The sequence below is a fragment of the Arthrobacter sp. BK1 genome, from assembly GCF_056680055.1.
In genome coordinates, this window is the sequence record NZ_CM155263.1 from 209,637 (window position 1) to 233,807 (window position 24,171).

A 24,171-nucleotide genomic window follows, 5' to 3' on the forward strand; every position below is an offset into this window, starting at 1 on the left:
CCTTCCCGCGGCATCCGGCACCACCAGCTGGTGGTGTCGCTGGACCGGATGCGAGGGGTAGATGATGGACATCGTGCACGAGCGTGCCGCGGGTATGGATATCTCCAAACGTGATGCGAAGGTCTGCATTCGGATACCCGGAATGCGGGCAGGAACGTCCAGTAGGACAGTGACCACGTATGGCGCGACGACGAATGAGATCGTGCGTCTGCGCCGCGATCTGGAGGCCGCAGCGGTGACGGTCGTGGTGATGGAGGCCACCGGCGACTACTGGAAACCGTTCTACTTCCTGCTGGCGGAGTCGCTGAATGTGAAACTGGTCAACGCTAAAGCTGCGCGGAATATCCCGGGACGGAAGAGCGATGTTTCAGACGCGACATGGCTGGCGGAGCTTGCCGCCCACAATCTGCTGCGGGCCAGTTTCGTGCCGCCCGAGCCGATCCGCCAGTTGCGGGATTTGACCCGGACACGGCGAATACTCACAGCTGGAAAAGGGGCTGGAGGACTCCAGCATCAAGTTGTCCTCGGTCGTCAGCACGCTGAGCACACGATCCGCGCGCAATATCCTCGACGCTCTCATATCCGGAGAACGTGACCCGCAGACCTTGGCTTCGCTGGCGCACGCCTCCATGGGCCGCAAATCCGCCGCCCTCGTCGAAGCCCTCACAGGGCGCTTCACCGACCACCACGCATACATGGCGCGGCTCCATTTGGACCGCATCGACCAGATCGAGGCGACCCTCGAAGCCCTCGACGCCCGCATCGATATGGTGATGCAACCTTTCGCTTTGGCCCGGGAGCTGCTGATGACCGTGCCCCGGATATCGAAGAATGTCGCTAACGTCATCATCGCCGAAGCCGGCGTCGACATGAACGTGTTTGACACGGCGGGCCACCTGGCATCGTGGGCGGGAGTGTGTCCGGGCCAGAACGAGTCGGCTGGACGAATCAAATCAACCCAAACCCGGCCCGGTGACCATTACCTCAAAGCTGCACTGGGAATCGCGGCGCTGGCAGTGTCCCGATCGAAAACGACCTATCTCGCCGTGAAATACCGCCGCATTCAGTCCCATGCCGGTGCGCTACGTGCCGTAGTCGCGCTCCAACACACGCTGCTTGTCATCGTCTGGAACATGCTCCACGACGGAGTCGCCTATGACGAACTCGGCGTCGATCATTTCGACAAAACGAACCCCGAACGCGCCCGGAAACGCCTCCAACGCCGCATGGTCTCACTCGGATTCGAGCCCAACCTCATCCCACTTTCCGCAGGGAGGTCACCTTCGTTTTCTTAGTAGAATCGCCGTTGCCATCGCGTGTCCAAGATTCCGCAGAAAATCTGTGACTGTGCAGGTCAGACGACTGTTAGCTCGTTGAGACGTCGCGTTTCCCAAGGGTTACGAGACAGTTTAGTCGTTGAGCGAAAGCCCCTCTAAAACAGAGTAAGGGGCATGCCTCTGGCCCCCGGTGTTGCCCGGGTGGACAATTAGGGAATGGATGGCCCGCTGGGGTCGGTCGAGGGCGTGGAAGCGGTCGAGTTGGAGCGCCTGCGGCGACGCGCGTACGGACGGGATGGCGACATCGCGGGGGATGTGGCGGCTTAGGCTCGGCTTTCCGAACTGGAGGCCGCTCAGCACCGACAGCTGACTCCCGTTATCGATCCCGCCCCGTACGTCCCCGCCCCGGTCCCGGAACACGCCCCGGTCGAAGGGCCGCGCTCCACTTCAACGTCGGTCCCGCAGGCTGTCGACAGAACCGCCGCGTCACCATGGTGGCGCCGCCGCCGCTGGGTGATGATCCTCACGAGCGCCGCCGCTGCCCTCGCTCTGATCACGGTGCACGTTGCGTGGCTGTCGCAACTGCCTGCTGATGAGCCCACTGCAATCCCAATGCCCGTCCCGGATGCGCAGCGTGCGGACGTCGAGCCCGCACCGGACTTCGTGCTCGCATTGAAGTCGGTCGGTGCGGGCGTCGATGAGCCGCAAGACAACCTCGGCACTCTCGACGCGCTGGGTCTCAGTGCCAATGAGCTGCGGCAATACGAGAACTTCAACCGTCACCGTGTCTGGAGCGGAGAGTCTCGCTACGGCATGGTCTGTCTGTTTGTGGCCGACGAAGCGATTCGCGAGAGAAACGGCGTCGAAGGGTGTTCCCCCAAAGGCCTGGAGACCGTCGCGGAGGTGGTGTGGGCGGGCCCAGGCCCAGGGTCTCACCCGATTCGTGCTCAACGGCGACCACGTCGAGGTCTACGTGTTCCACAGGTCCGCGGACCCGAAGTCCGGGCAGGGGCCTTGAGTTCACGGTTTCAGGCCGATGTGGGCTGTTCCGTTCGAAATTCGAAGCTGTTGCGACGTTTGTTGGAAACCATCCTGTCCCCATTTGGGCCGCATCTTCGGTCTGAGCATGGGGCGAATTCTTCTTGATGACACGTTCACGAGCCACGCCTGGTACCACCGCCGTCGAACCCGGCACTACCCACAACCGCCGGCATAGCTGACAAGGCGTAACGGCGCCACCGCCCAAAAGTGACGCTTTCACATTCGCCCAGCGAGGAACATTTACCGGCCCGGACCACGGTTTCAGGCGAGGACATCACAACCTAAACCCCACACCACTCTGTCTTGCCGGGTCCGGTCCAGCAGCCAGTTAGTCTCAGCTGCACAAGATGCTGGGGGAGATCAGATGAAACCAATCACAGTTGATGGCGGCAAGGGCACAGTGGAGCTCGCTGACGAGGGAGTTCTTCACCTTGTATGGAATCCGGGGACTCTTCTGGAGGCCGCAGATGTGCGTGCGGCGATGGTCCGGGTCAATGAGCTTGCCGACGGTGCCGAGTACCCGATGTTGATCGATATTTCGAACACCCAAGCTGTGACCCGCCAGGCCAAGTCCGTTTTCAGCGTCAAGTGCTCCGCGTCGCGAATTGCCCTGCTTGGATCAAGCCCGGTCAGTCGTGTCATCGCCAACTTCGCTATGGCACGGCGAAAACTTCCGTGTCCTACTCGGTTTTTTACCTCCCGTCATGACGCCATGGTGTGGCTTCTCCAGGAGTCCCTTCCCTGAGCCGGACCGCCGGTTTCGTCCCGAGGGTCAAGGTCAACGGAGCCGGTTTCGCTTCGGCTTGGCAGCCGGGGCAGCAGGTCCCATCCTGCTCCTCATGGACGGGACCTGCGGATACCGCCGGGCTGCTTGTACCGGCTGCTGGCTCGCAGCAGTCATCGTCTTCGCCGCCCTGACCATGAGCATGGGCGTCATCGTTGTGGGGAAGGGTGCAGCAAGCCTCACCGCCCCACGCATTGATGCCTTCACGGACCGCGATGCCAGCAATGACTAGGGCTGCGCCGGCGTCGGCCCACCACCAGCCCAGGGTGCTGTTCAGTACCAGGCCAACGAGAAGAACGGCGGAAAGGTACGTGCATAGCAGGGTCTGTTTGGAATCGGCGACGGCCGTCCGGGACCCGAGTTCCCGCCCTGCCCGGCGCTGGGCCCAGGACAACACGGGCATGATCGCCAAGCTCAACGCTGCGATCAGGATGCCCGGGGTGGAGCGCTGGGCTTCTTCCCCGCCCGTCAGTGACCGGACAGCGTCCATGGCCACGAACGCGGCAAGGGCAAAAAACGAGATGGCAATGATCCGCAGCGTCAGGTGCTCACGACGTTCCGGGTTCTTGGATGAGAACTGCCACGACAACGCCAGAGCAGATGTGACTTCAATGACCGAGTCCAGCCCGAAACCGATCAGGGCGGCAGAACCTGCCACATTGCCGGCCCAGAGCGCCACGACTGCCTCAATGACGTTGTAGGTGATAGTTGCGGCGGCGAACAACCGGATGCGGCGGTTCAAGACAGCGCGGCGTTCTGAAGTGGGCGCCTGGAGCAGTGCCGTCATGCGAGGCACTCCCCGTCCGGGGCGCAGCAGGCTGGATCGACGGCCAGGACAACACCAAGCAGATCCCTAATCGCATAGCCCAACCGGGCGTCCGCCAGCTCATACCGGGTCCGTCGCCCGTCAGGAACAGCCACCACAAGGCCACACCCACGCAGACACGTCAAATGGTTGGACATGCTCTGGCGGGACACACCAAGGGAATCAGCAAGATCAGCCGGGTAGGCCGGAGCATCTGAAAGGGCCAGGAGAATCCGGGAACGGGTAGGGTCCGCCACCGCATACCCGAACCGGGCCAACACCGATGCGTGCGTGAGTGTTTCCATAGGGCGAGAGTACAGGCTCAGCTGTATTCACTCAAGGATGTATACAGCGACAGCTGCGGCACGTATCCAGCAAACTTCATAACCGATATGTGCCAAACCCTAGGGTTTCGAGTCAGTCAACCAGCACGTTGCAAAGTTCAGACGGTCCCGACTCCTGAAGCGGACGCTCGGAGCTTGGTAGAACCCTCGCCCGGAAGCACCGCCTACGGCGCTGGTGCTGAAAGACTGTGGATATGGCAAGGGGAACTCTTCGCATTTTTCTGGGTGCGGCGCCGGGCGTGGGTAAGACATTCGCGATGCTGCAGGAAGCCCATGAGCTCGCCGCCAGTGGACGGGATTTAGTTGTTGGTGTCGTTGCGGACCATGGGAGGACAGAAACCCGGGAACTTGTAACAGGTCTCGAGGTCATTGCGCTCCCTCGGCCGGACCTGCACGGTGTCTTGGCGCAGGAATTAGATGTGGACGCTGCCCTGGCCAGACGCCCGGAAATTGCCGTCTTAGATGAGATAGCGCACACCAACGCGCCGGGCAGCCGGAATGAACACCGCTGGCAGGACGTGGAGTTGCTGCTGTCCGCCGGCATTGATGTGCTCTCCACCGTGAGCATCCAACACCTCGCCTCGTTGAGTGACGTGGTATCCGCGATAACCGGGCAGCCGCCGGGGGAATCCGTCCCCGACGAAATTGTGCGCCGGGCGGACCAGATTGAACTCGTAGACATTGCCCCGGAACTTCTTTTGGAGCGGTTGTCGGCCGGAAAAATTTATCCGACAGAGATGGTCGATGCTGCCCTTGCCAATGAATTCCGGCTTGGCAACCTCTTCGCACTGCGCGAGATCGCCTTGATTTGGCTGGCCGACAGGGTGGATGAAGGCCTTGCGAAATATCGTGCCAGCGAAGGCATCACAGCCACCTGGCCCGCGCGCGAACGAATTGTCGTCGGACTCACCGGCGGCCCGGAAGGGGAGGCGCTCATCCGCAGGGCCTCCCGGATCCTGTCCCGGGTCAATGGCGGGGATCTCCTGGCCCTTCACGTGCGTCGCCCTGAAGGGCATCCCGCAGCAGAATCCCAGGCGTTGGCAACCCAGCGCCAGCTCGTCACTGATCTGGGCGGCAGCTACCACACCGTTGTCGGAGATGACGTAGCGGAGTCCCTGCTGGAGTTTGCCCGCAGTGTAAACGCAACACAGATCGTCGTCGGCGTCTCGCGCGGCCGCCTCGCCAGCCGTCTGCTGGGCAGCAGTGTCGGCTCTAAGGTCGTGAGGGGTTCCGGAGACATTGACGTCCACATGGTTTCCCATCCGCTGGGTGCCCGGGCTCTTCCCCGGCCGCCGTCCGTGACGTTGGGGCGGACCCGGACGACGGCGGGATACATCCTTGCTGTGCTCCTGCCTGTCCTGATTACCGTGGTGATGTCACCAGTCCCGGACCTGAATTTCGCAACCCATGTGCTCGTCCATCTCACCGGGGTGATCGCGGTGGCCTTCGTTGGCGGGCTCTGGCCGGCGGTCTTGGCGGCCATTTTGGACTCGCTGCTGCTGAACTACTTCGAGACCGAGCCTGTCGGGACGTTCAGCATCAGTGACCCGCAGAATGTCTTCGCTTTGCTGGTGTTCCTGTGCGCGGCGGTATCGGTGTCCCTGCTCGTGGGCCTCTCGGCCAAGCGGGCCAGGGCGGCCGTCCGGGCCCGGGCCGAGTCAGCGACCTTGGCTGATTTGGCCCGTGATGCGTTGATCGCGGATGACTCTGTCGAAGCTTTTCTCGACAAGGTCCGTGAGACCTTTCAGGTGGAGTCTGCTGGTCTGTTCACCAGACCCTCCGAAACCCAGGGGGCTTGGGAACTGCAGGCCTTTTCAGGAGACGGGCCTCCCTTGCCCCCAGGAACAGCGGCGCCAGCCACCGAGGCCGTCGAGCTGCCTGATCCTAACACTGCGCTTGTGGTGTCCGGCCGCGCCCTGACTGCTGGTGACCGGAGGCTCCTTGCTGCACACGGCGCCCATCTCCTTCTGCTGCGACAGCGTCATGCACTCCACAGCCGGTTGAGAAATACTACGAAACTGGCCGAGGGCAACAGCATCCGCACCTCGATCCTGCGTGCCGTCAGCCACGACCTGCGAACACCACTGGCCGGTATCAAGCTCGCCGTTACCGCCCTGCAGCGACAGAAGGGCCGGCTGCCAGAAGAAGTGGAGACGGAAATGCTGGACACCATCGAATCCTATTCAGACCGGCTGGACTCCCTGATCTCCAGCCTGTTAGACATGTCGCGCATATCCAGCGGTTCCACCGCGCCGCTGACCGCCCCGGTGACGTGGCGCGATGCCATCGAGGATGCGTTGCGGGAGCTTCCCGCCGAAGGCATCCGCGTCGACCTTGCTCCCAATATGCCCGCCATCGACGCAGACGTTGGCATGCTGGAGCGGGTGATCGCGAACATTGTGGAGAACGCACTGAAATACGCCCCTGACTCGGACGTCGTTATTGTCGGGCCTTCCAGCGCGGCAGGGGTTGCTAGAGTCAACGGCCGGCCCTGCGGGGAATTGCGGATCGTCGATCACGGGCAAGGCGTCCCTGCCGGGAACGTTGTAGCGATGTTCCAGCCGTTCCAGCGGCTGGACGATGCCCCTGAAGGCTCCGGCGTGGGCCTGGGCCTGGCGGTCGCCAAAGGATTCACCGAGGCGATGGGCGGACAACTGATTGCTGAACCGACGCCGGGGGGCGGACTGACCATGGTGATACGCCTGCCGCTTTCCACCGGTCCCCAAAACTCTGAGGCACCAAGGCATGAAGCAGATAGCAGCACCTCATGAGGACCGTGCTAATCGTCGATGATGAGCCTCAGCTATTGCGCGCCCTGCAGGTGAACCTGCAGGCCGAAGGGTATCGGGTGCTGACAGCGCTCGACGGGCTGACAGCCCTGACACATGCCGAGACCGGTCATCCCGATGTCATCGTGCTGGACCTCGGGCTGCCCGACATCAACGGCGTTGACGTCATCACCAGGATCCGCCGTACCAGCAGCACACCGATCATCGTGCTTTCTGCCCGGCACGGGTCCGTCGACAAGGTCCGGGCGCTGGATGCGGGAGCCGATGACTACGTCACGAAACCGTTCGGGCTCGATGAACTTCTCGCCCGGCTCCGGGTTGCCGGGCGCCGTCTCACCCCCGACGTCGGCGGGCAGGGACCGACCATCGACGTCGGTGATTTCGAGGTGGATCTCGCCAACCGGAAGGTGACACGGGACGGCGCCGCCGTCCGGCTGACCCCGCGGGAATGGGCGATCCTTGAGCTGCTGGTCCGGAACCCGGGCCGGCTCATCACCCAGCAACAGATGTTGGCGAAAATCTGGGGGCCCGGGTATGACAGCGAAACCCACTACCTGCGTGTCTACATGGGACAGCTGCGCCGCAAACTCGAAGACGATCCTGCCCGCCCCCGGCATCTGCTTACAGAGGCCGGGATGGGATACCGCTTTGAACCGTGACGGCCGCACTGGACAGGGCCATAGGGCCTCGCCTGGCAGGCGCGTAAATGATTCGTCAATAAAATCCCTTTCCGCGATCCGCCGTTTTTCGGCGGTGTTAGCTTCTGCAGTGAACGCGATGCACTGCGCAGCGCGGAAAGGAATCCATGACCACGTTGAGCAGGCCTCCGGCTGATCCCTCCACACCACGGCCGCAGGGCGCGGAAGCGCTGAAGAGCTGGCTGCTGTTCGGGCTCCAGGACAGCAAGGGAACCCATCAGGGCCCCGGCGCTGTGGGCGACAACCATCTGAAAAAGCATTCGTGGTGGCAGGTCATGTGCCTCACCGGCGTCGACTACTTCTCCACCCTTGGATACCAGCCGGCCATTGCAGCTCTTGCCGCTGGCGTCATATCACCGCTGGCCACACTGGTGCTGGTCGCCGTGACCCTTCTGGGGGCCCTGCCTGTCTACCGCCGCGTTGCCGGCGAAAGCCACCGCGGCGAAGGCTCGATCGCGATGCTCGAGCGCCTGCTGCCCCGCTGGGGCGGAAAGCTCTTCGTCCTGGTCCTGCTCGGGTTCGCCGCGACCGATTTCATGATCACCATGACCCTGTCCGCGGCCGACGCCACCGCGCACCTGATTGAGAACCCGCTTGTGCCTGGCTGGCTGCACGGGCAGAACGTCCTGGTCACCCTGTTCCTGTTGGCACTGCTGGCCGCTGTGTTCCTGCGCGGCTTCCGGGAAGCAATCGGCGTCGCCGTCGCCCTCGTCGCCCTCTACCTCGTGCTCAATGCCGTAGTCGTGGCGGTGACGCTGGTCCAGGTCTTCACCCATCCGGTTGCCGTCGGCGACTGGTGGACCACTCTGCTGACATCGCACGGGAACCCGCTCATGGCCGTGGCCGTTGCGCTGATTTTTTTCCCAAAGCTGGCCCTTGGCCTCTCAGGGTTCGAGACCGGTGTCGCTGTCATGCCCCAAGTCCGGGGAGACGAGAACGACACCGAAGAGAACCCGGCGGGCCGCATCCGCGGAACCCGACGTATGCTCACCAGCGCTGCGGTGATCATGAGCGGATTCCTGATCACTACCAGCTTCATCACCGTCGTCCTGATCCCCGAGCAGGAATTCCAGCCCGGTGGCCAGGCTAACGGCCGGGCCCTGGCGTACCTCGCCCACGAATACCTCGGCGTCGGTTTCGGCAGCATCTATGACGTCAGCACCATTGCCATCCTCTGGTTCGCCGGCGCTTCCGCCATGGCGGGACTGCTGAACCTCGTCCCGAGATACCTTCCCCGCTACGGCATGGCCCCCGGATGGGCCAAGGCAGTCCGCCCCCTGGTGCTCGTCTTCACGCTGGTCGGATTCCTCATCACCTTCCTCTTTGACGCCGACGTCGACGCCCAGGGCGGCGCGTATGCCACCGGTGTCCTGGTACTGATGACATCCGCAGCGGTCGCGGTCACCCTTTTGGCCCGGCGCCGGCGGCAGCACAAACGCACCGTTGGCTTCGGAGCGATTGCCGTGGTCTTCACCTACACGACCGTTGCAAATATCTTCGAACGTCCCGAAGGCATCCGTATCGCCGGGATCTTCATCCTGGGCATCATCGTGATTTCCTTGCTCTCCCGCGTCCGCCGGTCCTTCGAACTGCACGCCACCCACGTCCATCTGGACCAGCAGGCCCTGGAATTTATGTCCGACACCCTCGAAGGCCCCATCGCCCTCATTGCCCATGAGCCGCTTCGCATGTCTGCAGAGGCATATCATGACAAGCTCGCCTCAGCCATTGAAGTCAGTCACCTGCCCATCGCGCAGGAGGCGTTGTTCCTTGAAGTGATCGTCGATGACTCCTCGGACTTCGAAACAGAACTCTACGTCCGCGGCGTGACCCGCCACGGCTACAAGATTTTCGAAGTCCACGGGCCTGTCGTCCCGAACACCATCGCCTCTGTCCTGCTCCATATCAGGGACGTCACCGGATTGATGCCGCACATCTACTTCCGCTGGACCGAAGGCAACCCGGTCACCAACCTCCTGAAGTTCCTCTTCCTCGGTGAAGGCGAAATCGCCCCCGTCACCAGGGAAGTGCTCCGGGAGGCCGTCCCCGATGTCACCAAGCGCCCCTGGGTCCACGTAGGCTGACCAGTCGTGGACAGCTATGGGACTCTGCGGGGAACCACGCGGGCAGCATCGATTGCCTCTTCATATCTGAGTGGTGCTCTCTGCCGAAATGCTGCCTCAGCGTCAGCTCGGCGAACACCGGATGCCAGCACCCTCACCTGGACTCTCTCATCGTAGGAAGCACTGCACGCCAGAATGTCTCCAAGAACCTGATCCCGGTGAAAGCCTGAATCCGGGAGTGGCTGGAAGATGACCCACCATGTGCCTCCAGCCTCGTCCCTGAAAAGATAACTGGCCCTCGGACGGAAGGCCGTACCGTCCACTCCCCGGCCGCCATAGCCCTCCACGGCATCGGCCGACGCCGAGAACCTGGTCCCGGCTTCTGCACCCCCGTCATCCCAACGCATCTGCGAACCCACCTCCACCCACTCTGGAAAGCCTTCGGGCGGGCCCCTCCGTCTCACCCTGCCCATGCCTACATCAAAGGCGCAGGAACGGCTTCCCGGAGGCGCAGGAGGTGTTTATTGACGGATTATTTACGGCCACGCTCGCTAGAGGCAGGTACCCTTGCCGGTTCAGGTGATGTCTTGGACGGCCCATCTCCCCGAAGAGTGTCTCGAAACCCGTGTGTCACATATCCCTAGCGATGCAAGACAGTCCACGGACTCAATGGGCGGGCTGTGCAGACGGCTTTGGACATTCCGTGCAGCCGACTTCGGAAACTGACACGACCGTTGCCGGCTGCCGTAATCTGGGTGTCCCAGAAGCTATTCCGGAACTAGAGGCGTTCTATGCGGCTGTGGTTTCGACTTCTGGGACGTCTTCCCGGCTAAGGGCCCGCGTCAGTGATGAGATGCTGACGCTGAGTATTTGGGCCGTCTCCTTCAAAGTTTTTCCTTGGCTGCGAAGCTGCCGGGCGGCCTCTGTCTTCGACGCCGTCATCGTTCGAGGACGGCCGCCGAGCCGCCCGCGAGCTTTCGCCGCCGCCAAGCCGGCCTTCGTCCGTTCAGACAACCGAGACCGTTCGTACTCTGCAAGGGAAGCGAACATATCAAAGATGAGCTTGCCGTGTGCGCTAGTGGTCTCCAGCCACGGTTCAGCGAGAGAACGGAACCGTATCCCCCGCTGTCCCAGCACCGTCACAATGTCAGCAAGGTCTGCAGTACTGCGGCCCAGCCTGGTCAGATCAGCAACTGTCAGAACGTTGCCTGGCTGCAGATAGTCCAAGCATTCCTTCCATCGTGCCCTCGCCTGGGTGGCACCAGAGGCGTACTCCTGAAACACACGTAGTGCCCCTGCAGCGACGAGTGCATCAACTTGGGAATCCAATGACTGCCCCCGTGTGCTGACCCTCGCGTAACCAATTACGGTGCCGGACACGTCAAAAAGCCTCCACCTTAGGTTTTGACCAGCTTTCATTTCGGAAACTAGTTTTGACCAACCGTACGAGTGCTTTGTCGACATTTTCGGATGTCGTTTTCAGAAGTCGACTGCACAGGCACCCGCGGAATTCCGGGGTAGGGCAGACGAGTATGGACACAGACTCCAAGGGTGTCGGCGACCTCCCGGGGAGTTGTTCCCTGGTTGAGGAGCTTTCGGGCTGAACGAATCTTGGCATCCGTCATGATGTGTTTGCGTCCGCCGACCCGTCCTTGTTCGCGTGCGGCCTGCAGTCCGTGCCTAGCCCTTGTGGCCGTTGACGGCTGGGCGTAACGTGCCCAGCACAAAGGTTCGCCCTTGGAGGCCTCCATGTCCGTGCTGCTACGTCGCGCTATAGCCTCGGCATCGATCGTGTCAGTCGGACTACTCGGGCCCGTCGGCCTAGCGGCGTGCACCTACGAGGAGCCCTCCCCCGCACCAACTACGGAGGCGCCCTCCCCCACACCAACTACGGAGGCGCCCTCCCCCACACCAACTACGGAGGCTGGCACGGTCGCACCGCTGCCGTGCAGCGGCGACATCGGCCCCGGCACTTGCGACATCGACGCCGGCACGTACCTCGTCACCAGCTTCACGGAGCCTTTCGAGATCACCGTCCCGGACGGCTGGTCTGGCGGCGGCGGGGGCCTGGGCAAGTACGACCCGGATCACCTGGATGAAGGGGCGGTCTTCGTGGGTTGGTGGCCCGCCGACTACGTGCCGACGGACGCATGCGCGTGGCAGGACGCGCTCGTTAAGCTCGATCCGTCGGCTGAGGCCTTCGTCGAGGCGATGACGGCGCAGACCTCAACGGCCAGCACCCCTCCCGTCAAGGTCGTGGTGGGCGATTACTCCGGCTTCGAGTTCGACCACTCCGTCGAGGGCGACGTGGACATCACAGCCTGCGACCGCGACAGGTTCTGCATCCACTCAGAATTCTCAAACGAATGCTCACGCTGGTACTCGACTCAGAATGAACGCGAAACCTACCGGGTGGTCGACCTGAACGACCAGCGCGCAGTGATCTGGGTGGCCCAATACCACCCACTCATCAATCCGGAGCTGACGAGAGAGGCTTGGGTGGCCTTCCACCCACCCATCAATCCGGAGCTGACGAGAGAGGCACGCGCCGTCTTCGACTCGATCGTGTTCAAGTCCGACAAGTGACCGGCTGATGCGAAAGGCGAACCCGCACGCGGGCGTCGACCCCTTCTCTGAACCCACATGGGGTGTCTCATAGCCTCAGTGTCACGAAACGCATGCGATACAAGACGACTCAAGGCCAGGCTGAGCCATGTTTGAGCGTATAGACCCGCTCCGCGAGACGGGTGTACTTTGAGCTGTGGAAGGCTTCAGGCACTCTTCGGACGCCGACCGTGAGTTTTATGAGCTCCGCAGACGGGCATACGGTCCGGATCCAGACATAAGTGTCGACCCTCCAGGCCTAGCGAGGTTGCGCGAACTTGAGGCGGCGGACCGCGCTGACGTCAATTCTCTGTCGGTTGCCCCCGAGAGCGAGAATGCGGCAGTTTCGGAGGCCCCCGCGGACGCTGCCTCGATGGAACATCCGGTGCCAAGGTGGAGTCGCTTGTACTGGGCCGGTGCCGCACTGGTCCTCGCGGGAGGGATCGTTACGACGACCCTGCTGTTATCCGCGCCGCGTCCTGATGCCACTCTTCATCCGAGCGGGGCCGCGGTCGATAACCGGCTCCCCGGACTGCTGCTTAGGGGAGCACCCCTGTTGAAGATCGAGGCTTCAACCCTCCGCGGATACGGGTCGTATCTCGGTCTCGAGATCTATTCCGGGGTAAACGCGTTCGACTCGCCGTGTCTCGTGGCACTGCACCGGGCGAGCGGTAATCTCTCGGACGTTCGCTGTGCTCCGGCTCCAGCAGATCTCATGATGGACGTCGCCTCATCCCGGGATGGGTTTGAAGGATTCGAAGGACGCGCCGGCGACGGCATCATCCGATTCGTACTTCGTGACGACACGGTGGATGCTTACGTCTACCTCATCCCGGAGGCGGGCTGATGGACCCATCCTCACCCCGGTCCGACGCTCAGCGGGAGCTGGACGAGCTCCGCAGGAGGGCATACGGTCCGCATCCGGATATCCAGTCCGACCCTGCAGCACAGGTAAGACTGGCGGAACTGGAGGCGGCACGCAGCGCGGGTCCCCGCGCCCTCACCGACACCGACGTCAGGACACCCGCTGCAGCCCCGGATTCCGGTTCAGTTGCTCCCCCCACCAGGACCAGGTTCATTGACGAAGTGCCGGACCCGGCAACCAGTATTGCGCCCGTGGCGGAGTCCAGGATTGGATCGATGTGGTCGACTTGGCGTCGTTTCACGGCGACACGAGTACGCCGTTACTCATTTATAGCCGGCGTGCTGGCAGTCTTGCTTGCCGCTGTGTTCACCGTGGCATCGATCCTTAGGCCGCATCCCGATGCCACATTGCATCCGATCGCAGACGAGGCTGACAGCGACGTTCTCACAATGCTGGAATTCCTCTCAACGCTGGAATTCCCTTGGGGGGAAGCTGCCGGCCAATCCAGCTTCCGCGGATATCAACAGTATCGGGGATTCGAACCCTGGTTCTTCGTGGACGGAAGGGGCTACCGGTGCTTCATGCTCATCGATCGTTCCGGTCCTTTTGTAGACGGCGCCAATTGTGTGCCGCCCGGGGTCGATCTTTTTGCAGACGTCGGCGGGCAAACCCATTCGGGTGATGATGCCGTGATGGGCCTCCCGAAGGGGAGCGTCGTCCGGTTCCACTACCGCGGCGACTCCGTAGACGTCTTCCTCTACCCCGCATCGTCGGAGGCAGAATGAGGCCCTGGCCCGGAGAGACGGGCCGCCAGCTCAAATGCCCTGAACAGAAGAGCGCCCAAAATCTCCGAAGATCAGACCGGTTATCGCACCGTTTCCCGCGACTTGTGTGACCGACCCCGCGGTTCCGAAGGCTCCGGATTCCCACTAGATCGCCCGAAATATTGCCCGGTGATGGTGCCATAATGTCAGTTTCAGAAGTCGTCTCTCACGAATGTCAGATGTCGTCTGCACAACCCGTTCCTCGTCCTAAGGGCATTCCCAGCTGACATGATGAGAAGCATGGCTGCTTCCCGTCCCGATCCTCAGGCGCGCCTTGAGGGTACCGTCGTCGTTCTTCGCGAGCTGATCGAGAATGACCTCCCGGCTCTATTCACAGCTATCGGAAGACCCGAGATATTCGCTGGCGGCTGGGGTGGAGGTATGGGCGCTTATCGCGAGGACTTCCCGCAGTGGTCGGAGTTTCTGAGGCAATGGCTGCCCTGGCAACAAGGCAACGTGTACGCCGTGTGCCTGCGCTCATTGGATGAAAGGGTTATTGGCACCACCACGCTCGGCGATTTCGACTTGAAGAATGAGTCTGCACACATCGGCTGGACGGCTTATTCCCCAGACGGCCGCTCCGGGGATGGCGCCGTGTGACAGCTAAAGTACTCAGGCGGGAGCCGGAACGACGGACCGTTCACGATGAACTGAGCCAACAGTACAGAGCGCGGGTCTACTTGCTAGTCAGAGGAGAACGTGAATGGACTGACATAGCGGCGTTGCTGGCCGAGCCACTCGAGCCGGCTCTCGTTAATTGCTGCGGACCTGAGCCGCTGCTGCACGATGTCGAATCTGTCTGCGCAACGCAGCCGGATTCTCCCGTCTGGACTGAACGGTTCTGGTCCCCAGAACTGCTCCCAGAAGTCAGAACTGAATTCTGAGTCCTGCCTTCTGGGAACAGTTCCGGGTTTCGGCTTTAGCAACCGGCTCAGCTCCCGTGTCCGGCTCGCATCACAGCTTCTGGATGGACAGGTTTGAGAAGAACGCAACGGTTCCGATGTCGACGAAGAGGCCGACATCACCTTGGATCGGAGCCGCCTTCGTTCCATCTAGATCCAGAACCGGAACTCCGTTTACGCTGGCTCGCAACCATACGTCGTTCACTTCGAGGCGCAGGTGTACCCATTCCTCCGGGCCTATATCGGCCCCCGACTCGTAGCGGCCGTCCGGGCACTCCTCGCGGAGGCGTTCGTACTTCCACTCCGGGTACGCGAAATACTGCACTGCCCGTCTGACACGGGGCTCAGGAGGGTCCGTCTTCGCGCCGTTAAGCGGCCGGACATACACAGCTTCAAAGGTATTCAGGTCTTCTGCGATCCGGTATGCATTACGTGCGAAGGCCCGTGCGTAATCGGGAGCGCTATCACTGAGGCGGCCAAGAACGTCCACCTCTACAACACCATTCTCAAATGCCGCAGGAATCTGGACGAAGGTGGGCTGGTCGATGTAGTCAACGCCAGGAACCCCGAGGCAGCCGCACCGGTCAACTCGACCCGGAGTGCTCGGCGGCCGGCCACAGCGACACTTTCGGCTGTCACACCATTCAGGAACCCTCCCGCAGGTAGAACATCCAAGGCATGTACCACCGCATTCTGCGGTACGCGTTCAGTCACATTAGTCCTCTCTCGGTGAAAGCGTTCGGATACAAGCCCGTTTGGGATGGGAGCCTCTTTGACCTCAGCTGAAAGTCAGCTTATACCTCGAATCGAGGCATCGGCCATCCGCGACCACATCTGTGACCGCTCCAACGACTCCCTCTTTTCGACATATTCGGTGGGAGTAGCATGTTCTCGTGCTGGAACTGATGATTTTAGGCTTCCTCGCGGAGGGCCCCCTCCACGGCTATGTACTGCGCCGGAAGATGAACGAACTGTACGGCTTCGCACGGGAAGTCAGTGACGGCAGTCTGTACCCCGCCATTCACAGACTCATCAAATCGGGGGCTGTCATTCGCCACGTCGAGAAGGGCCTTGCCGCGCAGCGCCACACCCTTGAGCTCACTCCCGAGGGACGGAAGGACCTGAATCACCGCTTGCGGACCGTATCAGCGGGCGATGTGTCTGACCTGGGGCGGTTCATGGTGATCCTCGCCTTTTTGTCCGAACTTCCCTCTGTGGAGCAACAGCACGATGTGCTCCGGCGGCGCCTGCATTTCCTGGAAACTCCGGCAAGCTTCTTCTACGAAGGGGGCCGGCCCCTGCGCAAGGCCGAAATACAGGATGCCTATCGTCAGGGGATGCTCACGATCGGCCAAGCCACAAGAAAAGCGGAGATCACCTGGATTCGGCACACTTTGGAAGCTGGCGGGCAGATGAACTCACCAGCCAACTGACTCACTCGTATGCAAAAGCCGGCGGGAAATAGATTACCTCGAAACGCTAGTTGTAGCTTAAAGTAATGATGGGCTTGAATCGCTCAATTCACCAATCAGGAGATGTTAAATGGACAACGCTCGCCTCGACCTCAGCAAAACCGCCCTGCTCCTTGTGGACCTCCAGAACGATAACGTCCACGCGGAAGGGGCATTTGCCTCCTTCGGCGCCGCCGACCACGCTGTCGAGCAGGATTTGATTCCACATGTACAGCAATTGCTTGAGTGGTCCCGCAAGGAGTCCATGCCCATCATTCACAACCGGATCGTGTTCTACCCCGGCGGGAAATTCGGCGGCGCCAATGCCCCCATCTTCCGGATGATCGGTCCGGAGTCCCTGAAGCTCGGCTCCTGGGGTGCGGATGCGCTGGAAGGACTGGAGGCATTGGAGGGCGAGCCTGTCCTGATCCGCAATCGCATGAGCAGCTTCAACGGCACAGGACTGGACATGCTGTTAAGGAATACAGGCGTTACCACCGTCGTAGTGGCAGGTGTGTGGACCAACATGGCCGTGGAACATACGGTGCGCGACGCAGCTGATCACGGTTACCGCACAATCCTTGCGACGGACGCAACCTCAAGCATCAACGCAGACTGGCATCAGGCTGCATTGACCTATGCCTTGACCAACATCGCCGAACTTCAGTCAACTGACGAAATTATCGCGGCAGCTGCGTGAGCGAACTTCCCGAACCAACCATCGCGTGGCACTCCCCCAACGATCCAAGCAGACCTCTTGTGGTCCTACTGCATGGGCGCGGGTAACGCGAAACTGAGGTCATCGCGCTGGCGGAGTACCTCCCGGATGGTCCTACTGACGCTGCTGTGCGGGCACCCCTTGCCGAGGGCCAGGGATTCGCGTGGTTCGCGAACTGTGGAATGGGGCGCCCACGGACCGAGTCCCTGACGGAGACTATGGCTTGGTTCAACGGCTGGCTGGAAGGCGCCGCTCCCGGCGGGACGGAAGTGCTTCTCGTCGGGTTCAGCGGAGGTGCGGCCTTCGCCGGGGGTCTCACCTTGAATGATCCTTGAACGGTTTGCGGGCGCCGCAATCCTCTACGGAACAATGCCGTTTAGGGCGGGTGTGCCCACCACGCCGGGCCGGCTCCAAGGTGTTCCGATCTTCGTGACCCACGGTGACACCGATTCCGTGATACCGGCAGAACTGCTGGAATCCACGTGGAAGTACCTCACCGACGAATCAGGTGCACGAACCACGGCCGTTCGTTCGCCTGGTGGACACAGTATTCGCCAAGCCGACGTAACAGCTCAGGCACGCTGGATAGACGGCGTCCTCCCGTAACAACCACCGATTGGGCTGGAGGTGCACGCTACCCGGCGTTTGGAGGTCCCTTCCGCCTGTGGCAAGCGGACACGAATGCGCTTCTTACAGAAACAAATCACTGTAAGAAGAGGCCTGTGGCTCGTGATTAGAAAATGATAACCGGCTTGATTGTCTGGCCGCTTTTGGAGTCCTCGAACCCTTGGTTGATGTCCTCGAGGGTATAGTCCTTCACGAGCTTTTCGAACGGGAATCGTCCATCCCTCCATAGCTGGATCAACCGGGGTATGAAGACCTGTGGCACGGAGCTACCCTGGACCACCGTTTTGAAGGTCCATCCCTTGACCAGGGAAGCGCCGATTTCGAAGCTGACCTCGGTACCCGGCTTCGCGGCCCCGACGAGGGCAACCGTTCCGCGGACGCCCAGCGCATCAGCTGCCTGGCGGAGCAGCGCAGGGATGCCCGTAGTGTCCACCACGTAGTCAACGCCGGCATCAGCTGTTATGTCCCGCAGGCGCTCCGCAACATTTTCCGTCCTTGAATTGATGACGTGAGTGGCGCCCAGCTCGCGGGCGAGCTCCAAGCGGGAATCATGGATGTCGACGGCGACAATGACGGCGCAATCTGCAACACGGGCCGCCATGACTGCGGCGCAGCCGACTGCGCCGGTACCGAAAACGACAAGTGAAGAGCCTATTTCCGGCTTCAGTTCATTGAGGACAGTGCCTGCCCCGGTGTTGATCCCACAACCCAGGGGGCCGAGATGCTCGAGGGGGATGTCCTTGTCCACGCGGACAATGGACTCCTCAACGACGTTCGCGTACGTCGCGAAGGACGACTGACCGAAGAAGTGCGACGAGATGGGCTCACCGTTCTTACCCAGCGACGTCGAGCCGTCAGGACGCCGCCCTCCGAAGTCGGCAGCCATCAGGTTTTCGCAATACGCCACCTGGCCGTTTCGGCACCGCTTGCAGTGACCGCAGTATGCGGCTGCCAACACCACGTGATCTCCCGGTACAACAGAAACAACCGAGTCGCCGACCGCCTCCACGACCCCTGCGCCCTCATGGCCAAGAACGGCAGGCAGCGGAGTGGGATAGATCCCGTCACGGACGAGGGTGTCCGTGTGGCAAATCCCGGTCGCGACCATGCGGACTCTTACTTCGTTATGTCGCAAGGCGTCCAGTTCGAGCTGTTCAATCGTGAATGGCGCACCCTTGGTGCGCGCGACAGCGGCAGTTACTTGCACTGCAATCTCCTTGTCATGAGGGCGGGACGACAAAGCACCCCTACGGTCGCAAACCCGCTAGATGCGATTCGCACGGCGCAGCGCTCTGGCGCGCGCCGCCCTTCCCAGATGGGTCTGAAGCAGCAGCAGGCGGGGCACCGCGAAGTAGACGGCGACGGGTACCACCACAAGAGTCAATATGAAGGCGCGAAGGATGGGGTGCCATTGAGGAACCGCTGCCCCCAACGCACACATCCCGGCCGCGGCCAGAGGAAATATGGCCATCCACGTCACTACGGCCCTCACGTGTACCGACGCAACGCCGACGGGCAGACGGTGATGAGAATCGGTCTCGTCAGCCGCAAGCGCCCTGCCTTCGTGTTCCACTCAATCTCCAAACGTTCGGTTGGAAATGATACTAACCACCGACTTAGCAGAACTCCAAACGAACGGTTGGAGTTAGGATGGAACAATGGCTTGGGACACGGACGCAACGCAGGAGAGGCTCCTCGACGCTGCCATCGGCGAGTTTTCTGAGCGCGGCTATTCAGGGGCACGCATACACGAGATATCAAGAAAATCAGGCTGCAACAAGGAGCGGATCTATTTCTACTTTGGCAACAAGGCAAAGCTGTTTGAGGCGGCACTCACGCGTGAACTTGTCACAGCCCTGGATGACCTGCCGATCGGCGGTTCCGGACCGTCGGCGGTAGCTGACTTTGCCGGACGGTACTTCGACTTCGCTGCGAGCCATCCAAGTCTGGCGCGCCTGACGTCATGGGAGGGCCTCGAACGAGCCCACCCCGTCGGTGCCGAGAAACGAGCCTTTCAGTCAGCGAACAAAGTGCGCGAGGTCCGCACCGCGCTGCCGGCGATAAGCGAAGCTGGAGCGGAGGACCTGCTGCTGACCATCGTCACGCTCTGCCATGCTTGGATATCGAGCCCCAACATTCTTCAAGTGGTAACAGGAACCCCGGACCAAGAACGCAGGCGTACGGCTGTAAAACGGACCGTTGAACTGCTTGCTCAGGATGCCGGGCGCCCGGATTAGACCGTATTAACGAGGGAGAGGACGACGGCGGGTTGGCGCCCGCCGTCGTCCTCTCACCTAAGATCACGAGCTCCTGGAAGTCAGGAAACTGCCCGCAGCTCAGAACACAATGACCGGCTTGATGACGGTCCCGCTGGCGGAGTCCTCGAAGCCCTGATTGATCTCGTCCAGGGTGTAGTTGCGCATCAGCTTGTCCATGGGGAAGCGGCCTTCCTTCCACAGCTCGATGAGCTTGGGGATGAAGACCTGAGGCACGGAGCTGCCCTGAATCACGGTTTTGAAGGTCCAGCCCTTGACCAGCGAGAGCCCAATTTCAAAAGAGACTTCCGTTCCAGGCTTCGCAGCACCTACCAGGGCCAGGGTGCCGCGGAGGGCCAACGCGTCGGCGGCTTTGCGGAGCAGCTCGGGCCGGGCTGTCGTGTCGATGACGTAGTCAGCTCCGCGGCCATCCGTCAGGCGAAGGATTTCGTCGGTGAGGTCCTGCTCCTTCGTATTAATGACGTCCGTCGCACCAAGCTCCTTGGCGAGGTCCAGCCGGGAGGTGTGGATGTCCACCGCGATGATGCGGGCGCAGCCCGCTACCCCGCCGGCCATGATGGCCCCGGACCCAACTGCGCCCGTACCGATGACCACGAGCGTGCTGTTCAAAGCGGGTTTGAGTTCATTGAGCACAGCACCGGCGCCGGTCTGAATGCCACACCCTAAGGGTGCAACGATCTCAAGCGGCACGTCGGAACCAATGCGGACGACGCTCTCCTCAACGACGTTGGCGTACGTAGCGAACGATGACTGGCCAAAGAAGTGGGAGGAGATCACTTCACCGTCCTTACTGAGGGCGGTACTCCCATCAGCCCTCCGGCCTCCGAAGTCCGCTGCGAAGAGGTTCTCGCAGTAGGCCATCTCCCCGGACCGGCAGCGGTCGCATTTTCCGCAGTAGGCAGCCGCGAGCAACACATGATCTCCGGGCTGCACAGTGGTAACCGAAGCGCCGATTTTCTCCACGATGCCGGCACCCTCGTGTCCAAGGACGGCGGGCAGCGGCGTCGGATAGACCTGGTCGCGTACGATCGCGTCCGTGTGGCACACACCCGTGGCCACCATTTTGACAAGGACTTCATTCGGGCGGAGATCGTCCAGCTGAAGCTCTTCAATAATTAATGGCTGCCGGGGCTCGCGGGCCACTGCTGCGGTTACCTGCATTGTCATAACTTTCCTCTTTTAATTGGTCTGGCGGCTGATCAGAACGGGTACTGCTGGTCGGACTGCTCCACAGTGATCCATTTGAGCTCCGTGAACTCGTTGATCACTGCCCGGCCATCGAACCGGCCATAGCCGCTGTTCTTCATGCCGCCATAGGGAGCCTGGGCCTCGTTCTGGACGGTGGCGCCGTTGACGTGCACGTGTCCGGCCTGAATTCGCATGGCAACCTGCAAAGCCCGGGTGCTGTCCGCACCGAAGACAGCAGCGGCGAGACCGTATTCGGTGTCATTTGCCACCTGGACTGCCTCTTCGACGCCGGACACGCGGACCACCGTGGTGATCGGCCCGAAGGATTCCTGGTCGTAGATGGACATTTCCGGGCTCACCTTGTCGATGATCGTGGCAGGCATCGACGCGCCGTCGGCACGCTCACCGACCACAAGCTCAGCTCCCTTGGCCAGTGCATCATCGATCAGCCCATTGATCCGGGCACCCGATTCCTGGCGGATCATGGGGCCGACAATGCAAGCCGCGTCGGTAACGGGGTCGCCGGCAGTCAGCTGGGCTGCCCGTGCCGCAAACTTTGCAACAAATTCGTCCGCAACACTTTCGTCAACAACGAATCGCTCCGTGGACATACAGATCTGGCCCTGGTAAAGGAAAGACCCGAAGACGGCCGCGTTGACGGCGCCATCGATATCCGCATCGTCAAGGACCACGAAAGGTGCCTTGCCCCCGAGTTCGAGAAGGACTGGCTTGAGGTAGCGTGCAGCCTTTTCCGCAATGATGCGCCCCACTGCGGTTGATCCAGTGAAGTTGATGCGGCGGACAGCCGGGTGAGCGATGATGGCTTCCACCACCCTGTCAGAGTCCTCGGCAGTGCTTGTCAGGAAGTTCAGGACCCCGGCAGGTACGCCGGCTTCGTGCAGGACCTCCGCGATGATCGCATGAGTCTTCGGGCTGGTTTCCGACGCCCGGAAGACCACCGTGTTACCGCAAACGATGGGGTAGGCGATAGCGCGGGCGGCGAGCACGCCGGTCCCGTTCCAGGGCGCCATGCTGAGCACGACGCCTGCAGGCTGCCGGACGGTCATCGAGAGGGTTCCCGGTTTGTCCGTCGGGAGGGTCTCACCCTGAATCTGAGTGGCGAGTCCCGCCGCTTCTCGAAACAGCTGCGCCGTGAGGAACACATTGAAACCCGCCCACAGCTGGGCTGCGCCTACTTCCGCCATCATGGTCTCAATGAACTCGGGGCCTCGACGTTCCATGATCTCCGCGGCCTTCAGCATCACGGCGCGTCTTTCAGTTGGGCCAGTGGTCGACCACGTCGTGAACGCTTTGGAAGCCGACTCCACCGCGTCGAGGGCGTCTTCCACACCTGCTGCTACGCTCTCGGTCACAAGTGAGCCCGTTACCGGGTTCCGCCGTTCAAAAGTCTTCCCTTCACGGCCGTCACGGGGCTGGTTGTCAATGATGAGTTGCGTCTGCAAGGGGACTCCTTTTGTTGGTTGAGTCGCCGGGACTATCCGGCGGCTCGCTTCGAGGGTTTTAGTGCTGGACGTTGCTGCTGGCTTCGGTTCCGGTATCGGCGGCTTTGAGCTCGGCTCCCGGAAGGCGGGGTACAGACAGTACGGCTATGGCGCCGACCGCGGCAGCGATGGCCCACACGGAGAAGTTGATGAAATTTCCGAGCGCAGCAGCCACGAGGACCCCGCCCCCGGCGATGGCCAGTACTGCACCGATCCGGCCTATTCCCAACGTGATGCCAAGGGCGGTGGCACGGGTTGCGCCGGAGAAGTACGTGGCAACGAAGCCGTTAACCAGGATCTGGGCGCCGACGGATCCGAAGCCCACCACTGCAACCAGGGCGTACATGGCCACAAGTGGCATAATGCCCGTTCCCATGAGGACCAGCGCGATTCCCGAGCTGGCAAATGAGACTGCCGTGACCCTGCGTGGGCCGAAGCGGTCCGCCAGACGCGATGACACCAGCACTCCCACGACGGCTCCAATATTGACCGTGAGCAGGAAGGTCAGCGAAGACGCAAGCGAGTACTTAGCAATGACCATAAGTTGCGGCAGCCATGTGTTCAACCCGTAGACGAGCGTCTGACCACAAATTCCGGCCAGGCAGAAAAGGAGCATAGCTCCGAGCAGCCGTCCGGTCAGGAGGGTGCGGAAGCGACCGGCTTCGGGCGCGTCAGTGTGAGTCCGTTCCCGCGGCAACGGTTCCAGCCCATATTCCGAAACGATGCGCTCCGCTTTGTCCCGCTCACCTTTTGCTGCGAGGTAGGCCGGGGACTCGGGAAGGAACTTGAACAGCAACGGGACGACAGTGACAAGGGGAATGCCACCCAGAGCCAGCATTCCTTGGAATCCGAGGGTAGGCAGGAATGCCAGGGCCAGGAGCGCGGCGAGAATACCTCCGACGGCGTAGCCGGAGAACATCAGGGCGTTGTTGAAGTTACGGCGGTTCGACTGGGAGAACTCCACTGTCAGCGCAATCGCCGTCGGAATGACACCGCCCAGGCCGAGCCCCGCCAGGAAGCGGAACAATCCAAAGAGCTCCGGGGTGGGCGCCCAGGCAGTCAGGAGCATCAGGGACGAGAAGGCGGCGATTGAAACCATCATGACCTTCCGGCGGCCGACGATGTCGGTAAGGTATCCGATCAGGATGGCGCCTATGAACATGCCCGCCAACGCGTAGCTGCCGATGGCGCCTGTCTCCACCGGAGTCAGACCCCAAGGCTCATAGGCCAGGAGCTTGGGAACAATTGCGCCATAGACGACAAGGTCGTAGCCGTCGAAGACGATGGCGAGGAAACACAGAAAGATTACGAGGCCGGGCGATTTGCGGGCGCGTGCCGTCGATGAGGACTGGGGGAAAGTCATTGGGGGCTCCAGGTGATATACACAGCATTGTGATGTGCCAGAGATTTGGG

At 61.6% G+C, this 24,171-nt stretch carries 21 protein-coding genes and 1 pseudogene; 14 read left to right on the forward strand and 8 right to left on the reverse strand.

Going from position 1 to position 24,171, the window contains the following annotated elements:
• Window positions 1–64: 64 nt before the first annotated feature.
• From AC1MCA_RS00980 to AC1MCA_RS00990, 3 genes and pseudogenes are all read left to right on the forward strand, one after another.
• Window positions 65–1,295, forward strand: a pseudogene (locus AC1MCA_RS00980) (IS110 family RNA-guided transposase).
• A 495-nt stretch (window positions 1,296–1,790) separates the two neighbouring features.
• The gene (locus AC1MCA_RS00985) at window positions 1,791–2,423 is read left to right on the forward strand and encodes a hypothetical protein (protein WP_479800546.1); all 633 of its coding nucleotides are present in this window, start codon (window positions 1,791–1,793) and stop codon (window positions 2,421–2,423) included.
• 259 nt (window positions 2,424–2,682) lie between these two features.
• Window positions 2,683–3,063, forward strand: a complete 381-nt coding sequence (locus AC1MCA_RS00990) for a DUF7793 family protein (RefSeq protein WP_479800547.1) — start codon at window positions 2,683–2,685, stop codon at window positions 3,061–3,063.
• Here the strand turns inward: AC1MCA_RS00990 and AC1MCA_RS00995 are convergent.
• Together AC1MCA_RS00995 and AC1MCA_RS01000 are read right to left on the reverse strand one after the other, a co-directional pair.
• Window positions 3,011–3,889, reverse strand: coding sequence for a cation diffusion facilitator family transporter (locus AC1MCA_RS00995; protein WP_479800548.1), 879 nt, complete (start codon window positions 3,887–3,889; stop codon window positions 3,011–3,013). The two genes, AC1MCA_RS00990 and AC1MCA_RS00995, sit on opposite strands and share 53 nt — an antisense overlap.
• Window positions 3,886–4,212 (reverse strand): ArsR/SmtB family transcription factor, encoded by a 327-nt coding sequence (locus tag AC1MCA_RS01000; protein ID WP_479800549.1) that lies wholly within the window; start codon window positions 4,210–4,212, stop codon window positions 3,886–3,888. Before AC1MCA_RS01000 ends, AC1MCA_RS00995 begins: the two co-directional genes overlap by 4 nt.
• Window positions 4,213–4,445: 233 nt before the next feature.
• Here AC1MCA_RS01000 and AC1MCA_RS01005 point away from each other — a divergent pair, with 233 nt between their 5' ends.
• The 3 genes from AC1MCA_RS01005 to AC1MCA_RS01015 all read left to right on the forward strand — a co-directional run bounded on the left by AC1MCA_RS01005 (window position 4,446) and on the right by AC1MCA_RS01015 (window position 9,822).
• Window positions 4,446–7,022: a DUF4118 domain-containing protein gene (locus AC1MCA_RS01005; RefSeq protein WP_479800551.1), complete on the forward strand. Its 2,577-nt coding sequence runs from the start codon at window positions 4,446–4,448 to the stop codon at window positions 7,020–7,022.
• On the forward strand, window positions 7,019–7,699 hold the full coding sequence (locus tag AC1MCA_RS01010) for a response regulator (RefSeq protein ID WP_479800553.1): 681 nt from the start codon (window positions 7,019–7,021) through the stop codon (window positions 7,697–7,699). Before AC1MCA_RS01005 ends, AC1MCA_RS01010 begins: the two co-directional genes overlap by 4 nt.
• 146 nt (window positions 7,700–7,845) lie before the next feature.
• On the forward strand, window positions 7,846–9,822 hold the full coding sequence (locus AC1MCA_RS01015; protein WP_479800555.1) for an APC family permease: 1,977 nt from the start codon (window positions 7,846–7,848) through the stop codon (window positions 9,820–9,822).
• A gap of 768 nt (window positions 9,823–10,590) precedes the next feature.
• Here AC1MCA_RS01015 and AC1MCA_RS01020 read toward each other — a convergent pair.
• Entirely contained in the window at window positions 10,591–11,220 is a 630-nt protein-coding gene (locus AC1MCA_RS01020) for a recombinase family protein (protein WP_479800557.1), read from the reverse strand.
• Between the two features lie 372 nt (window positions 11,221–11,592).
• Between AC1MCA_RS01020 and AC1MCA_RS01025 the strand changes: the two genes are divergently transcribed.
• From AC1MCA_RS01025 to AC1MCA_RS01040, 4 genes are all read left to right on the forward strand, one after another.
• On the forward strand, window positions 11,593–12,387 hold the full coding sequence (locus tag AC1MCA_RS01025; RefSeq protein WP_479800559.1) for a hypothetical protein: 795 nt from the start codon (window positions 11,593–11,595) through the stop codon (window positions 12,385–12,387).
• Between the two features lie 403 nt (window positions 12,388–12,790).
• On the forward strand, window positions 12,791–13,252 hold the full coding sequence (locus AC1MCA_RS01030) for a hypothetical protein (protein WP_479800561.1): 462 nt from the start codon (window positions 12,791–12,793) through the stop codon (window positions 13,250–13,252).
• A complete protein-coding gene (locus AC1MCA_RS01035) occupies window positions 13,252–14,055 on the forward strand; it encodes a hypothetical protein (RefSeq protein ID WP_164200623.1) in 804 nt (267 codons plus the stop codon). Before AC1MCA_RS01030 ends, AC1MCA_RS01035 begins: the two co-directional genes overlap by 1 nt.
• Before the next feature lie 279 nt (window positions 14,056–14,334).
• On the forward strand, window positions 14,335–14,694 hold the full coding sequence (locus AC1MCA_RS01040) for a GNAT family N-acetyltransferase (protein WP_479800563.1): 360 nt from the start codon (window positions 14,335–14,337) through the stop codon (window positions 14,692–14,694).
• A gap of 354 nt (window positions 14,695–15,048) precedes the next feature.
• Here the strand turns inward: AC1MCA_RS01040 and AC1MCA_RS01045 are convergent, their stop codons facing one another.
• Window positions 15,049–15,486, reverse strand: a complete 438-nt coding sequence (locus tag AC1MCA_RS01045) for a hypothetical protein (RefSeq protein WP_479800564.1) — start codon at window positions 15,484–15,486, stop codon at window positions 15,049–15,051.
• Between the two features lie 403 nt (window positions 15,487–15,889).
• Between AC1MCA_RS01045 and AC1MCA_RS01050 the strand changes: the two genes are divergently transcribed.
• The 3 genes from AC1MCA_RS01050 to AC1MCA_RS01060 all read left to right on the forward strand — a co-directional run bounded on the left by AC1MCA_RS01050 (window position 15,890) and on the right by AC1MCA_RS01060 (window position 17,771).
• Entirely contained in the window at window positions 15,890–16,429 is a 540-nt protein-coding gene (locus tag AC1MCA_RS01050; protein WP_479800565.1) for a PadR family transcriptional regulator, read from the forward strand.
• A gap of 109 nt (window positions 16,430–16,538) precedes the next feature.
• A complete protein-coding gene (locus AC1MCA_RS01055; RefSeq protein WP_479800566.1) occupies window positions 16,539–17,147 on the forward strand; it encodes a cysteine hydrolase family protein in 609 nt (202 codons plus the stop codon).
• A 387-nt stretch (window positions 17,148–17,534) separates the two neighbouring features.
• Window positions 17,535–17,771 (forward strand): alpha/beta hydrolase, encoded by a 237-nt coding sequence (locus AC1MCA_RS01060; RefSeq protein ID WP_479800567.1) that lies wholly within the window; start codon window positions 17,535–17,537, stop codon window positions 17,769–17,771.
• Between the two features lie 127 nt (window positions 17,772–17,898).
• Here AC1MCA_RS01060 and AC1MCA_RS01065 read toward each other — a convergent pair whose 3' ends face one another.
• Window positions 17,899–18,999: an NAD(P)-dependent alcohol dehydrogenase gene (locus AC1MCA_RS01065; protein WP_479800568.1), complete on the reverse strand. Its 1,101-nt coding sequence runs from the start codon at window positions 18,997–18,999 to the stop codon at window positions 17,899–17,901.
• Window positions 19,000–19,450: 451 nt separating this feature from the next.
• Here AC1MCA_RS01065 and AC1MCA_RS01070 point away from each other — a divergent pair, with 451 nt between their 5' ends.
• Window positions 19,451–20,029 carry a TetR/AcrR family transcriptional regulator gene (locus AC1MCA_RS01070; RefSeq protein WP_479800570.1) on the forward strand — a complete coding sequence of 193 codons (579 nt, stop codon included), beginning with the start codon at window positions 19,451–19,453 and terminating at the stop codon, window positions 20,027–20,029.
• Between the two features lie 99 nt (window positions 20,030–20,128).
• Here AC1MCA_RS01070 and AC1MCA_RS01075 read toward each other — a convergent pair whose 3' ends face one another.
• The 3 genes from AC1MCA_RS01075 to AC1MCA_RS01085 are packed head-to-tail and all read right to left on the reverse strand — an operon-like array spanning window position 20,129 to window position 24,121.
• Window positions 20,129–21,235, reverse strand: a complete 1,107-nt coding sequence (locus tag AC1MCA_RS01075) for an NAD(P)-dependent alcohol dehydrogenase (RefSeq protein WP_479800572.1) — start codon at window positions 21,233–21,235, stop codon at window positions 20,129–20,131.
• Between the two features lie 32 nt (window positions 21,236–21,267).
• Entirely contained in the window at window positions 21,268–22,719 is a 1,452-nt protein-coding gene (locus AC1MCA_RS01080) for an aldehyde dehydrogenase (RefSeq protein WP_479800573.1), read from the reverse strand.
• Between the two features lie 58 nt (window positions 22,720–22,777).
• Complete coding sequence (locus AC1MCA_RS01085; RefSeq protein WP_479800575.1) at window positions 22,778–24,121, reverse strand: MFS transporter; 1,344 nt, start codon at window positions 24,119–24,121, stop codon at window positions 22,778–22,780.
• Window positions 24,122–24,171: the final 50 nt, after the last annotated feature.

Excerpts from the sequence above, each read along its gene's own strand:
- AC1MCA_RS00990 (WP_479800547.1), top strand. The coding sequence starts at position 2,683 with ATGAAACCAATCACAGTTGATGGCGGCAAGGGCACAGTGGAGCTCGCT.
- AC1MCA_RS00995 (WP_479800548.1), bottom strand. The coding sequence starts at position 3,889 with ATGACGGCACTGCTCCAGGCGCCCACTTCAGAACGCCGCGCTGTCTTG.
- AC1MCA_RS01000 (WP_479800549.1), bottom strand. The coding sequence starts at position 4,212 with ATGGAAACACTCACGCACGCATCGGTGTTGGCCCGGTTCGGGTATGCG.
- AC1MCA_RS01005 (WP_479800551.1), top strand. The coding sequence starts at position 4,446 with ATGGCAAGGGGAACTCTTCGCATTTTTCTGGGTGCGGCGCCGGGCGTG.
- AC1MCA_RS01010 (WP_479800553.1), top strand. The coding sequence starts at position 7,019 with ATGAGGACCGTGCTAATCGTCGATGATGAGCCTCAGCTATTGCGCGCC.
- AC1MCA_RS01015 (WP_479800555.1), top strand. The coding sequence starts at position 7,846 with ATGACCACGTTGAGCAGGCCTCCGGCTGATCCCTCCACACCACGGCCG.
- AC1MCA_RS01020 (WP_479800557.1), bottom strand. The coding sequence starts at position 11,220 with ATGAAAGCTGGTCAAAACCTAAGGTGGAGGCTTTTTGACGTGTCCGGC.
- AC1MCA_RS01035 (WP_164200623.1), top strand. The coding sequence starts at position 13,252 with ATGGACCCATCCTCACCCCGGTCCGACGCTCAGCGGGAGCTGGACGAG.
- AC1MCA_RS01040 (WP_479800563.1), top strand. The coding sequence starts at position 14,335 with ATGGCTGCTTCCCGTCCCGATCCTCAGGCGCGCCTTGAGGGTACCGTC.
- AC1MCA_RS01055 (WP_479800566.1), top strand. The coding sequence starts at position 16,539 with ATGGACAACGCTCGCCTCGACCTCAGCAAAACCGCCCTGCTCCTTGTG.
- AC1MCA_RS01060 (WP_479800567.1), top strand. The coding sequence starts at position 17,535 with ATGCCGTTTAGGGCGGGTGTGCCCACCACGCCGGGCCGGCTCCAAGGT.
- AC1MCA_RS01070 (WP_479800570.1), top strand. The coding sequence starts at position 19,451 with ATGGCTTGGGACACGGACGCAACGCAGGAGAGGCTCCTCGACGCTGCC.
- AC1MCA_RS01075 (WP_479800572.1), bottom strand. The coding sequence starts at position 21,235 with ATGACAATGCAGGTAACCGCAGCAGTGGCCCGCGAGCCCCGGCAGCCA.
- AC1MCA_RS01085 (WP_479800575.1), bottom strand. The coding sequence starts at position 24,121 with ATGACTTTCCCCCAGTCCTCATCGACGGCACGCGCCCGCAAATCGCCC.